At 35.9% G+C, this 15,562-nt stretch carries 15 protein-coding genes; 7 read left to right on the top strand and 8 right to left on the bottom strand.

The window, feature by feature from the left end:
* Positions 1 to 239 precede the first annotated feature (239 nt).
* Complete coding sequence (locus ACQKMD_RS05250) at positions 240 to 1,568, bottom strand: NAD-dependent malic enzyme (RefSeq protein WP_427750103.1); 1,329 nt, start codon at positions 1,566 to 1,568, stop codon at positions 240 to 242.
* Positions 1,569 to 2,054: 486 nt separating this feature from the next.
* The gene (locus ACQKMD_RS05245; protein WP_427750101.1) at positions 2,055 to 2,555 is read right to left on the bottom strand and encodes a sigma-70 family RNA polymerase sigma factor; all 501 of its coding nucleotides are present in this window, start codon (positions 2,553 to 2,555) and stop codon (positions 2,055 to 2,057) included.
* A 227-nt stretch (positions 2,556 to 2,782) separates the two neighbouring features.
* Here ACQKMD_RS05245 and ACQKMD_RS05240 point away from each other — a divergent pair, with 227 nt between their 5' ends.
* From ACQKMD_RS05240 to ACQKMD_RS05225, 4 genes are all read left to right on the top strand, one after another.
* Positions 2,783 to 3,259 carry a competence protein ComK gene (locus ACQKMD_RS05240; protein WP_427750099.1) on the top strand — a complete coding sequence of 159 codons (477 nt, stop codon included), beginning with the start codon at positions 2,783 to 2,785 and terminating at the stop codon, positions 3,257 to 3,259.
* A gap of 336 nt (positions 3,260 to 3,595) precedes the next feature.
* Positions 3,596 to 4,522, top strand: coding sequence for an LCP family protein (locus tag ACQKMD_RS05235; RefSeq protein ID WP_427750097.1), 927 nt, complete (start codon positions 3,596 to 3,598; stop codon positions 4,520 to 4,522).
* Between the two features lie 256 nt (positions 4,523 to 4,778).
* Complete coding sequence (locus ACQKMD_RS05230) at positions 4,779 to 5,894, top strand: LysM peptidoglycan-binding domain-containing protein (RefSeq protein WP_427750095.1); 1,116 nt, start codon at positions 4,779 to 4,781, stop codon at positions 5,892 to 5,894.
* A gap of 538 nt (positions 5,895 to 6,432) precedes the next feature.
* Positions 6,433 to 7,182 (top strand): C40 family peptidase, encoded by a 750-nt coding sequence (locus ACQKMD_RS05225; protein ID WP_427750093.1) that lies wholly within the window; start codon positions 6,433 to 6,435, stop codon positions 7,180 to 7,182.
* Between the two features lie 173 nt (positions 7,183 to 7,355).
* On the opposite strand, the gene ACQKMD_RS05220 is transcribed toward ACQKMD_RS05225, so the two are convergent.
* Entirely contained in the window at positions 7,356 to 8,792 is a 1,437-nt protein-coding gene (locus ACQKMD_RS05220; RefSeq protein WP_427750091.1) for a S1C family serine protease, read from the bottom strand.
* Between the two features lie 148 nt (positions 8,793 to 8,940).
* Between ACQKMD_RS05220 and ACQKMD_RS05215 the strand changes: the two genes are divergently transcribed.
* The 3 genes from ACQKMD_RS05215 (at position 8,941) to ACQKMD_RS05205 (ending at position 11,059) form a co-directional block, all read left to right on the top strand.
* Positions 8,941 to 10,026 (top strand): CapA family protein, encoded by a 1,086-nt coding sequence (locus ACQKMD_RS05215; RefSeq protein WP_427750089.1) that lies wholly within the window; start codon positions 8,941 to 8,943, stop codon positions 10,024 to 10,026.
* A 97-nt stretch (positions 10,027 to 10,123) separates the two neighbouring features.
* Positions 10,124 to 10,846, top strand: coding sequence for a WecB/TagA/CpsF family glycosyltransferase (locus tag ACQKMD_RS05210; protein WP_427750087.1), 723 nt, complete (start codon positions 10,124 to 10,126; stop codon positions 10,844 to 10,846).
* Between the two features lie 72 nt (positions 10,847 to 10,918).
* Positions 10,919 to 11,059: a hypothetical protein gene (locus ACQKMD_RS05205; RefSeq protein ID WP_427750085.1), complete on the top strand. Its 141-nt coding sequence runs from the start codon at positions 10,919 to 10,921 to the stop codon at positions 11,057 to 11,059.
* 171 nt (positions 11,060 to 11,230) lie between these two features.
* On the opposite strand, the gene ACQKMD_RS05200 is transcribed toward ACQKMD_RS05205, so the two are convergent.
* From ACQKMD_RS05200 to ACQKMD_RS05180, 5 genes are all read right to left on the bottom strand, one after another.
* Positions 11,231 to 11,557, bottom strand: coding sequence for a DUF5658 family protein (locus ACQKMD_RS05200; protein WP_427750083.1), 327 nt, complete (start codon positions 11,555 to 11,557; stop codon positions 11,231 to 11,233).
* 700 nt (positions 11,558 to 12,257) lie between these two features.
* The gene (locus tag ACQKMD_RS05195; RefSeq protein WP_427750278.1) at positions 12,258 to 12,812 is read right to left on the bottom strand and encodes a biotin transporter BioY; all 555 of its coding nucleotides are present in this window, start codon (positions 12,810 to 12,812) and stop codon (positions 12,258 to 12,260) included.
* Positions 12,813 to 12,864: 52 nt separating this feature from the next.
* A complete protein-coding gene (gene bioA, locus ACQKMD_RS05190) occupies positions 12,865 to 14,226 on the bottom strand; it encodes an adenosylmethionine--8-amino-7-oxononanoate transaminase (RefSeq protein WP_427750081.1) in 1,362 nt (453 codons plus the stop codon).
* On the bottom strand, positions 14,216 to 14,896 hold the full coding sequence (gene bioD, locus ACQKMD_RS05185; RefSeq protein ID WP_427750079.1) for a dethiobiotin synthase: 681 nt from the start codon (positions 14,894 to 14,896) through the stop codon (positions 14,216 to 14,218). Before bioD ends, bioA begins: the two co-directional genes overlap by 11 nt.
* 342 nt (positions 14,897 to 15,238) lie before the next feature.
* Positions 15,239 to 15,562, bottom strand: a 324-nt coding sequence (locus ACQKMD_RS05180; RefSeq protein ID WP_427750077.1) for a transposase, incomplete at its 5' end; no start/stop codon positions are given.

Here is a 15,562-nt window from a genome sequence, read left to right as displayed (position 1 = left end):
TATTAAAATGAATGAGTTAATAGAATAAGAAGGTAGCATTTTATTGGTTCAAAAAAGCGAGACAGACGAGATCCTACAGGAGCGTAGCGACGAAGCGGCTCGGCGCTCACCCGCAGAAAGCGAGCGGAAGGCTTTGGAAAACCTGATCTATCCTGTATAAAAATAAAAAGACTGTAGAAAACTCGTTTTTTTCGAGTTTTTCTACAGTCTGAAACCGCTTGATAAGCGATCTTTTGTTATTAATCTATATTTGACATCTCTATTAAGGCTACTCGTTCAACAGCTTCAGCTACTGATTTATGGACATTTGGATCCAGTGGGTGTGGTACAAGGTCACCGTTTCGCGTTGCCTCTACAATGGCATTAGCCGCAGCTAATAACATTGGATACGTAATACTTTTAACATTGGCATTTAATGCACCTCTGAAAATCCCTGGGAAGCCTAGAACATTGTTGACAAGGCGTCCATCTGCAGCAAATGATGCTCCAGCAGCAATCGCATCTTCAGGTGTAATTTCTGGGTATGGATTTGAAAGAGCCAAAATGATTTGTCCTTCGCGCACCATTGACGGTTTAATTAGCCCAGATACTCCTGTCGTTGCAATAACGATATCGCATTTTGCCATCATTTCTTCAACTGATCCTACTACTGTTCCACCAAAACTACTCAGACGAGCTAATGCTCTTTCTTGCGTGTCCGCACCACATACTTCTTTAACACCATAGGCCATTAGCATACGGCAAATTGCTTGTCCTGCTGCACCAAGGCCAATTTGACCAACGACAGCATCTTTCAATTCAACTCCCGCATAACGACAAGCTGATATTACTGCTGCTAATGTAACAACAGCTGTTCCATGTTGATCATCGTGCATAACAGGAATTGAAAGCTCGGCCTTTAAACGCTCCTCAATTTCGAAGCAATGTGGTGAACCAATATCTTCTAATAAGATACCACCAAAACCTTTTGCAATATGTTTTACGGTTTCAACTACCTCATCAGGATTACTTGTATCGAGTAAGATCGGAATACCACTAATACCAGCAAATTGATCAAATAGTACAGCTTTACCTTCCATAACAGGCATACCTGCAACTGGTCCAATATTCCCCAATCCTAGAATAGCCGTACCATCTGTAACAATTGCAACAGTATTACCAATACTTGTGTAGTAATGTGCTTTTTCTGGTTCTCTTTGGATTTCTTGGCATACATTCGCCACACCAGGTGTATAAATTCGACGTAAATCACTTAATGACCGCACGTCTACACGACTTGTCATATGAATTTTTCCGCCTTCGTGTGCTTTCATGACGTCATCAGATACTGAACGGACGTGAATATTGTCAGCAATATTATTTATGGCATCGACAATTTTATCGAGCTGAGCGATATCTGTACATGTACATGAAATATCACGAATCGTAGATAAAGCGCCGATTTTCATTGTTTTTATATCACCAATATCACCACCAATTGAGCCAATTGCTGTTGCAACTTTTGCCAAATTCCCTGGCTGAGATGGTGTTTCTACTATTAAATTACGAATAATGCTTTGAACGCTCAATTTCTTTCCTCCCAAATATGCAAACGTTTTTATGTTCATGAAATTTATAATACTACTCTATATACTATACGTAAATACGTTTGCCTATTAAAATCATAAAAAATCATAAATATTCGCGAATTAATGCTTTTTTTGCTATTTTTGTTACTTTATTTCTTCAATTGAGTATTATACTTAACGTATCACATTTATAATCCCATTTACAATTATTACAGAAAAAACTTCATGCGTTTTCGTTAAGTATTAGTATATACTCTTAACATTAGTAACTTTTTTCTCGGTCCATTCAATTATGTTACTCAATATTAGTAATTTCGACAACCTGCACGCACTTCAAGGTCTAATTTCTTCTATAATTGACTCATGTCTCAGTTATCTTTGATGACATTTTTTGCATCATATCTTGTATCTCCTCTAAGGAAGCAGCCCATGTCGACATTTACTACGGTAATCTGATAAACTATTACAATTTCGCTCGGTTTTACTTTACTTGATTTTTTTAGGGATTTTCATTTTTTCTTCTCGTATTTGCTTCATAATTCGATCTCTTCTTTTTTTAATACCACCTTTTGTGAGCCCTTCCATAACCGCTAATTCATCATAGCTGTATCCTTTTATATACAATAGAATTAGCAACTGTAAATCCTTCGGTGGTAGTGCTTCTAAAATAGAATCTAGTATATGTGTATTTGACTTTTCTACGCGTTTGTTTATTGTCAGTAATTCTAGTGTATCTGACTCGACAGGTATATTACGTTCTTCATTGCGCGATTCTTTTTTCAACTCATCTAAAACGGCACCTTGGATACATCTATAAGCATATGGAGCAAAGTCACCTCGACTGTCTTCATATTTTGACCAAGCTTTCCAAAGTCCGATACGTGCTGCCTGTCTATATTGCTCGTGTTCTCGATAAATGCGACAACGGTTCATAACACTTGTAATCATTGGTTCGAATTGTGCTAAAACAATTTCAAATTGGTCCATTAGATGGCCTTTCTAGTTGTGCACAACACTTTTTAATCCCGGGTAATGCATATCGTATATGGGATTATAGTTTAAGACGAATGACTATAGTTAACGTTCGATACATGAAATTCAACGTTTCCTCTGCACTTACCTCGCTAATAATTTATAATATTTGGAAAATATACAATATTATGTTGATTTAAGTTAGTTATTTTCGTATGATGGATGAAAATGTGAGGTGTTTGATGATGTTTGATAAGGATTTAGATTTAATCACTACCAATTCATTTGTTTTATCTCCTGTATTTGAAGGAAAGACGAAGTCTAAGGTAATGACTAAAGATGGATATTTATACTCGACTTTAACGCCTATCCAGTTACTCGAAAAGATATGTATTCGCTATGGTTCCACTTTTCAAGGTCGTATTGATGCAGTAAAAGAGCTCCTTGGTTATTCCAAAAAGCTTCCACTTTATATTGGTGAAGGAATTTACGCGTATCCGACACGATCACCTTATCACCCTGAGTGCGTATGGGTGTTTTATCATAATTATCGATATGAGGCATATAGTAAAGGACAGACAATTCTTTATTTTGATAATGGCGAAATAATTATTTTGGATGTTTCTTTACATACAGTTATGGAGCAACAGCAACGATTAGCCTCAATTATTTTATCTTTGCGCTTTGATAAACAGCAAACACTAATTCGTCGAAAGTAATACGATAAAGCTCTCTTTCTTAAGAAAAGTGAGCTTTTTTATTATTCAAACACATTCTTGTTGTATTAAACTACCTATAATGCGACTTTGAAGTAAAGAAAAATAGATGAAAACGATAGCAATCTCTCATTTCCATTACGTATTCCCACTACCTATTACGACATTATTTTCGATAAATCGATAGATAAAATGACCTTTGTCGATAACACATATGACTTGCGATTATTTGTATAATTTCATCAATTTTTAAGAAGTTAAATAACAGGGAAAATTGTCGACGCTTTTCGCAATTATACATAGAATAGTCAATCGCCTGTTTTGGGAGGTGGAATATCAATGGAAATTGAGATAGAAACGAAGAAGAAAAAAAGAAAATGGCCGTGGATTATTGGCATAATTATTTTAGGAATTGGTATGTATATTTGGAACGTATATGCCAATTTAACTTTTAATTTAAAAAGTGTGCATGTAGAAATTGATCGAGATAAATCCGACATGAGGGTAGAAAAAGTCCATTTAGAGAAAAAAGAGCCGTTTTCCATTTTGCTATTGGGTGTAGATCAACGGGAGAATGATAAAGGACGATCGGACACGATTATTGTACTAACGATCAATGCTAATGAAGGAAGTACGAAAATGTTAAGTATTCCGAGAGATACATATACCAAAATTGTTGGTCACGGGACGAGTGATAAGCTGAATCACGCTTATGCTTTTGGAGGCATTAAGATGGCAATGGCTTCAGTCGAAAATTTACTAGATATCCCGATTGATTATGTAACGGAAGTGAATATGGAAGCTTTCCAAGATATTGTAGATGCTGTTGGTGGTATTAAAGTAAATAATGAGCTTACATTTAAAGAAGAAGGCTATAGCTTTCCAAAAGGAGAAGTAAAATTAGACGGTGAACATGCTCTCGCATATGTACGTATGAGGAAGGAAGATCCTGACGGGGACTTTGGTCGACAAGAACGACAAAAACAACTCATTCAGGGGATTTTAAAAGAAGGCGCTTCTGTTAGCAGCCTATGGAAGTATAAAAACATTTTCAATGCACTCGGTGACAATATTTCAACAAATTTAACATTTGAACAAATGTTGGAGTTACAAAAAAAACATAAAAACGCCATTAATTCCATTGAGCAACTCTATTTTAAAAAAGGGCAAGGTCAGACTATTAATGGTATTTGGTATTATATGATGAATAAGAAGGAACTTAAGGATGTATCTACTGAATTAAAAGTTCATTTAAGCTTGAAATAGTTAAATAGTTTATTTTTAATACTATTGACATAATTTTATTATTTTTAATTAGTAATAAAAACCCTTGTTATTTTTACAACAAGGTTTTTTATAGTGTTAAATAACCATTACTTTAGAATCTTGCATTTTTTCAAAAAACATTCACTATCTTATTACCCCTTTTTACTAATTTCATTGTTTTCTCTGTTTTTTTTCACTAGAATGAGGGTACAAAGAACAGAGATGATAATTTGAAATATAAAGAGGAGTGATTTTCGTGAAAAAAGCTACCTATTCCATCCTGGCTACAGGTGCACTCGCACTTTGTATTAATAGTCAATCAACAGAAGCAAGTTCAAATACATATACGGTGAAAAGTGGTGATTCTTTATACACAATTGCACTTAAGCACGGTACAACAGTCGCTAAACTAAAAAAATCAAACAATTTGAAATCAGATATAATTTATCCTAAACAAAAATTGCTACTTTCCGGCAAAGTAACTACTCAAATTTCAAAGGTACCCTCTAATAAGGTAAATACAAATGCAATTTCTTCATCTAGTAATACCGCTACCTATAAAGTAAAAAAAGGCGACACCCTTTCAAAAATTTCAACAAAATATAAAGTGTCTGTCAGCGCAATTCAAAAAACCAATAAAATCCAAGATCATCTTATATATGTAGGACAAACGATTAAAATTCCTACTACAACGACGAACGCAGGTAAACCAACTGGTAATACAACAACACCTAAGCCAGGAACAACAACTAAACCATCAACTCCAAAAAATGTTGGTGCTACTACTTATAAAATTGTAGCTGGTGATACTTTATCCGGTATTGCTTATAAATTCGGCATAACGATTACTCAATTAAAATCTTGGAACGGTTTAACTTCTGATTTAATACGTGTTGGACAAACATTAAAAGTCAAAAACAGCTCAAATTCTACTCCCCAACAAGACAAAGAAAATACAACAAATGTTTCAAAGCCAACTACACCAACTGTTTCAAAAAATGAAATCAAACAAAAGGCTGTCAACTTAGGTTTATCCTTACAAAATACACCTTATGTATGGGGTGGACAAACTCCATCAGGTTTCGATTGTAGCGGCTTCATTCACTATGTATTTAATACTGCAGGCCACTCAATGACACGTACAAACGCTGCAGGTTATGAAGCTAGATCTTACTATATTAATACACCTCAAGTAGGTGACTTAGTATTTTTCCGTAATACATACCAAACTGGTATTTCGCATTTAGGCATATATATTGGCAATGGTCAGTTCGTACATGCCGGTGGTACACATGTTCAAGTCTCTTCTGTAAACGAATCTTATTGGGCACAGCACTTTGATAGTTACAAACGTTTCTATTCACTTGATTAAATCTTATGTACTGCTGTTATAAAACAATAAACATCAAAATGCATTTTCATGGCGATAAAATTGCCTTGGGAATGTTTTTTGTATTGTAAGGATACTCAAAAAAATATTTATAGAACGTCAAGTACTACTCATTCATTACTGAAACGCCTCTTTTTGAACTACTTTAAAGCTCTTTTTAAAATGAATTATTTCAATAGCAGCTATATTTTGTAACATTATGTTACAAAACTCTTCGCTAAAAACTTAAATTATCTTATTTAATACGCCAATTAAACTTTTACAAAAATTACTTAACTTTTAAGTAAATATAATTAGTAATTTCCCACTAAAATTTAAACTATAAAGACTTAAATACCACTCATCATTAGAACTTTTTCCTCATTTTTGTTACACAACTGTAATATAACTGTAAACGAAATAGCATTGTGTTTCTTTTCTGAATTCTTTAAAGTATTACTTAGTCGAACAAACTAAAATTTACAATAATCATTGAACATTATATATAAAAAATATCGTTGAAAAGTTGGAGGATGAATTGATGAATAAGAAAGCATTATTTACAGCAATCGCATCAAGTACACTTGCTTTAACACTTGCCTTTGGAAGTGCAAAAGCTGCTGAAAACGACAACAACACTAAAGAAAATACAAAAGTTGAAACAGTTGAAGTAACTCAAGTTTCAAATCCGATTGCTACTAAAGTTAATATTCGCTTCAAAACAACTGCAAGCTTGAATCTTCGTTCTGATGCTTCAACAAACTCAACAGTAAAAACATCTGTTGCTTCAGGCACTGTTGTAAAGGCTTCTTCTAAAAAAACTGTTGGTAAAAAAACATGGTACAAAGTTTCAGTAAACGGTAAAGAAGGCTGGATGTCAGGCGCTTACCTATCAAAAACATCAAAAAGCATAACAAAAGCTTCTTCTAGTAACGATTCTGGTAGCGAAATCGTCGATCAAGCACTTCAATATATTGGAATCCCTTATCGTTATGGTGGTACGACTACTTCTGGATTCGATTGCAGTGGCTTTACACAATATGTTTTCCAACAACAAGGTAAATCTATCACACGTACAAGTCGTTCACAACGTAGTGAAACAAGATATACAAGCAACCCACAAGCTGGTGATTTAGTATTCTTCACACAAGGTGGAGGGGCAATTGATCACGTAGCAATTTATATGGGTGATGGTAAAATCGTACATGCAGCTGGAAGCCAAGTTCAAGTCCAATCTATCAATAATGGATACTGGAATCGCTATTTACACAGCTACGGTACTTTCAACTAATTAAATTAATCATCATTGATTTTAGAACCTCTAAGTATTGGACTTTTAGATAAAAGCCCTTTACTTAGAGGTTTTTATGTATGAAATTAGCAGTCCCAACTTCTCTTCTAAACTCAGTCAAGCTTATTTCTCATAAAAAAACCTCGAGTTTTGCTAACTCGAGGTTTTGGTACTTATTCTACTGTTTTTTCATCTGTCGGTGTTTCTGTACCTTGAGTTTCTACAGAATCTTCTTCTTCTTCATCATCTGTTTTTTCATTATCATCAGTTGGTGGAGTTACATTTTCTTTTTCTTTTTCTTTGTCACCAGAACCCGATGTAGGCAAGTCCGAATTTGTTGATAAGATATCAATTTTAGTGAACTGATAATCACCATATTTATCAATAATAATTGTGTAACGGATGGATTGTTTAATCGTTCCTTTAACACCTGTTTTGACGTCTTTGTAAGTATATGTCGAGTTAACATTTGCTGTCGCATAGTCATCATAGATGTCTACTGAGCCAAACGTAAATGTTAAATCTTGATACTGTTTGTCTTTCGATGAATAAGTTGCAATCATTTCTTTTGCTGTTGTTGCTGCACTACTGTTTGGTAATAAGTAAGTTTCGTAGTAGTTTTTATTTTTATCTTTGATAGCGTATGGGAATAGTTCATAGTAGCCATTTATATAGTCTTTGATTAATTTTTTATCTAAATAAGCATCCTGCTTATGGTCGTAATCTTCTTCATCGTCTAATTTAATTTCGATATCTTGATCTGCCCATTTGGTGATGAGTGACATAATTGAATAGACAGGGATTGCGTAACCAATTTCAGGTTGATCCGTTAATATGATGGAGTTAATGCCGATAACATTACCAGTTGTCGCGTTAATTAGAGGTCCACCACTTGAACCTTGCTCTAAACGTGCTGTAATCTCATATAGATTTGAATAATTATATTCATCTGTAAAATTGCCATTTAACGCTCTAATATCGCCTTCTGTTGATGTACCACCCTTATTATTAGGACTTCCTATGGCGATAACGGGCGTGTTTACTTTTGCTTTTGTAGTATCTAGTACAAGTGGGTCTTTCCCTTGCAAACCAGGCACTCGAATTAGTGCAATGTCAGTTTTTTTAGAAATACCGATTACTTGTCCTTGGAATTCTTGACCATGTTCATTTGTCACAAATACATAGGATGCATCTTTTACAACATGGGCATTTGTTATAATGTCTCCTTTTCTATTGAAAAGAAAACCCGATCCTTGTTGCAAGTCCGTATAGACAGTGTACACTTGCGTTTTTGCATTCGCAATAATAGCTGACGTATCGTTTTTAGGCATTGTCACATCTGTAACAGCTTCATTCGTAACGCCTGCTTTAATATCCGTCGTGACCGTTCCTTCTTTTTTCTCAGAAGTATCATCATCATCTTCTTCTTGTGGTTTTTCCTGAGCTGCTTTTTCGGTATCAGCCACTTTTACATTTGGCTCATCTGTAGCTTCATCATTTTTTGTAAGGAGTGTGTATAATCCAGCAATAACTGCTATGATTAAAATAATGGAAGCCGCTACACGCTTAAAGGATGTTTTTTTCGGTCGATATCTTCTATTATTATTCACTTTCACATCCACTTCCTGTCTGCATAAAATTCATTACTATTATAGACGGATAAACTACATCTAAAGTTTCAAAAATGTAGTATTCATTTTTCACAAAGTTTATCATAGCACAATCTAAAGAAAATGGACTTAGAAAGGATGATTTTCTTTGAAAAATATTCTATTAATTTGTTTTACCCTCTTTTTACTTAGTGCATGCACCATTTCTGATAAATATCAAAAAATACCAACAAATGAAACTACTACTGATATACAACCAGAAAAAGTTGAGCAAGCTGCGCCCATCATTAAAGATAAGAAGATTTCTATCGCTATGATTGGTGATATCATATTGCATACCCAATTATTATATTACCCAGATTACTCCCCATCTTTTGCAGCGGTGGAAGATACGTTAAAAAGCTATGACTTTCTGCTAGCAAATCAGGAATCCTTGCCCGTAGGAAAAGAATTTGGATTATCTGGATACCCAAAATTTGCAAGCCCAGATTATATTGTTCGCGATTTGAAAGAAGCTGGTGTCGATCTCTTATCAGTAGCCAATAATCACACATTAGATCATGGTGAAGAAGGTGTTCTTGCTGCTCTAAAGAATATCAAATCTTACGGCTTACCTTATGTTGGGGCTTATAAATCGGCTAAAGATCGAGAAAAGATGCGTATTATCGATGTTAAAGGTATTAAAGTAGGAACGTTATCTTACACGTACGGAACAAATGATAATAAAACACCTGCTGGGAAAGATTATTTAGTCAATCGTATCAATCTCCAAACCATTCAAAAGGATATCAAAAAAATGCGCCCTAATAGCGACGTTATCATCGTTAATATGCACTGGGGCATTGAATACCAATCTACACCCAATAAGAAGCAAAAACAAATGGCTAAAGTCATCTCCGAAGCTGGTGCAGATATTATTTTTGGCCACCATCCACATGTTTTACAACCTTATGAGAAAATAACGACTACAGACGGACATGAGACGCACGTATTTTACTCTCTAGGTAATTTCTTCGCAGCTCAGCAAGATCCGGCTACTTATGTTGGCGGCATAGCTTCCTTAAATGTTGTAAAAAATGCTGAAGGGGCTATACGGGTTGTTTCGCCAAGGTTTTCCCCAACTGCGATTATGATTAAAGACGGCTTTTATTATGTAGAACATTTAAAAGATGTTGAAAATCGAGCTTTTAGATCTACTGAATGGGTAAAAGAGACTGTTGGTCTGGATGATTAATAATAATCACTTTGAACGCATACGGATTATCCAAGCCCCTTTCAGATGGTTTACTATATAATAGAAAGAAATGCTTTGATGAAGAAAGGTTTTATGTATGAAAAAAATAGATATTTTATCAATTCCAATTGCGGATACTACAAAAAAAGAGTTTGTAAATACAGTAACAAAACAAGATGGACAAGTTTGGATCGTAACCGCGAACCCTGAAATTATCATGCTTGCCAAAGAGTTACCTACCTATGAAAAACTATTACACGCTGCTGATTATGTAGTAGCGGATGGAATTGGCGTTGTCATTGGTTCTAAAATGCTCGGTCAACCTTTGCAAGAACGTATTCCAGGATTTGAATTAGTACATGAGTTTATGGCAGATGCTAATGCTACTGGAACGCGCAATAAGATTTTCATGTATGGCGGTAAGCCTGGTATTGCAGCTAAGGCAGCTGAGGCGGCAAAAGCACAGTACCCTAATATAGATATAGTCGGTGTCGCTGATGGCTTTGGAGGAGATGGTAACGCTGAGGAGGTTGCTTTGAAAGCCTCAGCTCTATCTCCTGACTATGTTTTTGTAGCACTAGGTGCTCCAAAACAGGAAGAATGGATTGCTGCACATCGCGAAAAGTTCCCTAACGCCATTTTAATGGGCGTTGGCGGAAGCTTGGATATACTTTCTGGGAACATTGATCGTGCCCCAGACATCTTCCTTAAGCTTAATTTGGAGTGGTTCCATCGTTTGATTACTCAGCCTACTCGCTGGAAGAGAATGTTGAAGATTCCGCAGTTTTTGCTTGCTGTGAGGAGAAATGGGCGGAAATGAGTGTTTGTTGGGTAGCGGAGTCGTTAGTTAGATAATATGATCTGGGAAGCCGCCTGAATGGGCGGCTTTTTTGTGATTTTTGGGGCTGGCTTGGGGATTGTTGCACTAACTGTGTTGTTTGTTGTATTAACTGGGTTGATTGTTGCATTATCTCTGCTGATTGTTGCGCTAACTGCGATGATTGTTGCACTAACTCTACCGTTTGTTATTTAGCAGAATATTCACGTCCTTAGAAGCTAATTTTAAAGGGTAATTTTTCAACTTGCGAAGGCTGGAAATGCTATCAGAATCATAAACTATATTTGAAATTCGGCTTGCTTCGGCAAAAAGAAAGCCCCTAACCTCCGTAAAGATTAAGGGCTAATTAGAAACTGGCACCTACGATTAAACGACTAATGAAATCCACAAAATATGTTGAAAGAACACAACAGTATAAAGGATAATAGCCGCTCCCATTAATAGCTGTAAAGATTTTCTAAGCTGAATCTTACTGAGGTTGTACAACAACAAAAATGGAAGCGTAATTTTCAACGAATAAAACCCAATAACACTATATTCATACATTATTCGCATGAGTGGATTTGCTTCAGTAATATGGTTATTTCGAATGCCAAAATCAGTGAAGATAGAATCTAAAATAGATAAGAGTAATAGAAGTAATCCAGCTAAAAATAGTTTGCTACGTGGAGAAAACGCGAGATTCGTTTCCAAAAAAATATCCCCCCCTTCATCCAATAGTATACTTGTATTATTCTGGTAAAACCGATGGGGAAATATACTTATAAGTGGGGAAATAATTTCAGTTTCTGATACTGTATTCTTATATATGGTTAAAAATCAATAATATACAGACAAGAATCCAACAATTATTCGGTGTTTGAGAACATGAGTATATATTTATAAAACAAGCTTCAGGGATTTAAATAATTTTAAACGATTACAAAAAACAAAAAAGCATTTCCAAAAGTGTTTGGTACATTTTTGGAGATGCTTGATTTCAAGAGATATTTCGAAAGCCTGATATTACATTTTAGCCGTCAAATTATAATTAGGTAATTGAATATTCAAAATGAATGAACATTCCTAGAAAAAGGATAACAAGATATACATTAAATAGTAAAATCTAAGTTAATAAGAATATTAAAATCTCCATTATTATATGAATTAGTGTATAAGATTCTCATTTTTCCGTTGGCTATATGTCATTAAAAGTTCAGCCTGTTTTTCTGCAATCCCGATTTCGAAACTTGTTTACTTCCTGTCCTTCCGTCGTCAAATAACCCCCTAAACTATTGGCAGCGTATACGCCTAAATGTAATGTTTACGAATTGTAAAAGCACCTTGCAGTAAAGGAAGCAATTCATCATCTTCTGTTATTAAAATTGCGAGTACTTTTGTTAATTCTTTACCCTCAAAAACTTCTTGAGCTAGTGTTTGCCAGTTTATTTTGTACGCCTCTTTTTGTTGAATGGATTGTTTTCAACAATGGATATATACGTGTAGCTAATAAACTTGTAAAAATAGCAAGTGCTATGTCAACACCTACCGTACTAAACAATCCTGCTGCAAGTACATGTGATATGTCAGTTGGTGTGTCTAGCCAAAGATTTAATGCTACGTAAAGATAAATGACGCCAAAAACATAAATGACAGCAGTGCCGATTAAATTTGCGATAATAAAATGTTTACGTGTAGGTTGCTCTACTCTTTCAATGATGAAACCGATTGTATAAGCACCTGCAGCGAAGCCAATTAAATAACCAAACGTCGGCTGTAAAATATACGTAAAACCTCCGCCTTGTGTAAAAACAGGTAGTCCGGATAAACCGACGAGGACATAAACCAATTGACTTAGTAAACCTCGCTTACTTCCTAATAATGAACCTGCTAGATACACAGCAATAATTTGCAATGTAAAGGGTACAATGGGTAACGGAATTTTTATAAAGGCTCCAATTGCGGTCATTGCAGCAAAAATCGCAACTAGTGTAAGCGATAAGGTACGTGAGGTTTTCAATTTATTCACACCTTTCTTTAAAAAATTGGTCGATGACTTCCTTCGTTGTTTCAATCATCCATTTGATTTCGTCTTCCGAGATGACATATGGTGGCATGAAATAAATAATATTATCAAGCGGACGGATTAGGAGCCCTTTTTCTAGTGCACGCTGATAAATTTGATAGCCGATGCGCTCTTCACTTTGGAATTGCGCCTTCGTCTCTTTATTCGTAACTAATTCAACTGCGCCAACAAAGCCAGTTTGACGATATTCACCTACATAAGGTAAATGATCAAATGCTTCATGCGCTAATTTTTTTAATAATTGTTGTTTAGGTGCTAACTTAGTCAATACTTGTTCTTCTTCAAAAATTGTCAGTACTTCCTCTGCTACACGTAGGGCGAGTGGGTTACCCGAATAACTATGCGAATGTAAGAATGCCTTCATCGTTCCGTAGTCGTCATAAAAGGCGTTATATACTTCATTCGTTGTCAGTACAGCAGAGAGGGGCAAGTACCCGCCCGTAATTCCTTTTGATAAACATAAAAAATCCGGTGTAATATCAGCTTGCTCACAAGCGAACAATGTACCAGTACGGCCAAAGCCAACCGCCACCTCATCTGCAATGAGATGCACATCGTATTTATCACATAATGCTCTTAATTTTCGCAAAAAAACTGGTGGATACATCTTCATACCTGCTGCTGCTTGAATTAACGGCTCAATAATGGCCGCGGAAATTGACTCGGCATGTTGTTTCAATTGTTCTTCTACGTACTGTGTACAGGGAGCGTTACAGGTCGCGGGTGACTCGCCAAAAGGACATCGGAAACAATCCGGTCCCTGTGTATGTACAACATTTAATAACAGAGGAGCATATACTTCGTTGTATAAATCAACCCCACCAACAGATAAGGCACCGAGTGTTTCGCCATGATATGCATTTGTAAACGTTAAAAAACGTTTTTTCTTTAGCTGATTCGTTTGGGCACGGTACTGAAAGCTCATTTTTAGCGCGACTTCAATCGCGGCAGATCCGTTATCTGCAAAAAATACCTTTTCTAAACCTTTTGGTGTCAATGCAACGAGTTTCTCAGCCACATGAATCGCAGGCACATGGGTAAAATTCGCAAAAATGACGTGCTCCAGTTTTTGCGCTTGCTCAGCTAAAGCTCGACTAATACGCTGATTCGTATGCCCAAATAAATTGACCCACCACGATGAAACCGCATCTAAATAGCGATTACCTTGTTTGTCGTACAACCACACCCCCTCGCCACGTTCTATCACAATCGGCGGAAAGGATTCATAATCTTTCATTTGTGAGCAAGGATGCCAAATATGTTTAAGATCAAGGGCTTGAAGTTCTTTATATGTCATGGGTCATCAACCTTTCAAAAACCGATTCATCATCGAAGCTTTCAATCGTACGATTAGCCTCGATAACCAATGTTGGCACAGCGATAAATCTTCGTATTGTGTCGACATTATTTTTTTCTAATGCACTCTGCTCGAATTGGTTGAACACAATACCTAGTAAATCGATATTACGTGCCTTCAGTACCTCGACAGATAACAAAGTGTGATTAATCGTGCCAAGCTTCGTATTCGCTACCAGTATGACAGGTAGTGCCGATTGCTGGATGACATCAAGCAATGTCAAAGTAGTATCCGATTGAAGTGGCACATACAATCCCCCAGCTCCCTCACAAATAACTGTGTCATAGTCTAGTTTTAGCATATCAATGGCTTTTAGAAGCCTGTCTTCTTTTATTGTTTCCCCTTCAAGCTCAGCGGCATAATGCGGTGATGCAGGAATCGAGAAAGAGTATGTATTCAGTGCCTCTTTAGCTAAAGGTTGTAAGCTATAGTCTGAATAGCTTGTTGTATCGTGATAATAATAGCGACCTTTATCCGAGACTTCCCCCGTTTGTACAGGTTTGTATGGTATTACTTTATGACCCTGCTTTTGGAGATAACGCATGAATAATGTTGTGATAAATGTTTTCCCAACATCTGTGTCAGTACCAACTACCCAAAAATGTTGCAATGAATCTCCCTCATTTACGTGTTTTTTTAAAGGTAAGTTACCAATGTGTTAACCTTTAATTTAAAATAGGTTAACACAAATATAGTTTTACGTAAATGATTTATCAAAACCTTCTCCTTCATTTTTAGCAGCTATTCTAGGTATTAGCCTGATAGGCATGTGGCAGTAACTCTATTTGAAGAATATTAATATCATCACTAGTGTTGCATAAATAAAGACAGAAAATTCCGTCTATTACTACTTAGGGTTTAAAGCCAAAAAAGGAAACATTTCAATAAAGGTGGCCCCATTCATTTGGTTTTTATTTACAATTATACGTGTGCGATAACGACAGTTTGCGTTTTATGGAACGGCTTTGCCTTCGATTTTTCGAAGCCAGATGTAGGCTGGTTTCCATAAAGAAGCCCTTAAATATCGGCTGATTTGCAGGATTTTTCGTTTACTCTTGGTTTCAATTTGAGCTAAAACATTCAAGCAAAATACAATGAGGGCAATGAACACTTGGTTGTAAATCGCATTCTCGCTTTGACCATAGAACTTTTTAATGTTGAGATGCTGCTTGATCCATTTGAAAAACAGCTCAATTGCCCAGCGTGATTTGTACATGTCTGAAATTTCATCAGGCTCTAAATCGAAGCGATTCGTAATTAAACAAAGGATATTCCC

The organism is Viridibacillus sp. NPDC096237 (assembly GCF_050278625.1).
GTDB lineage: Bacteria > Bacillota > Bacilli > Bacillales_A > Planococcaceae > Viridibacillus.
Note: the sequence above shows the minus strand (reverse complement) of the source record. Positions and strands in the feature narration are given on the sequence as shown.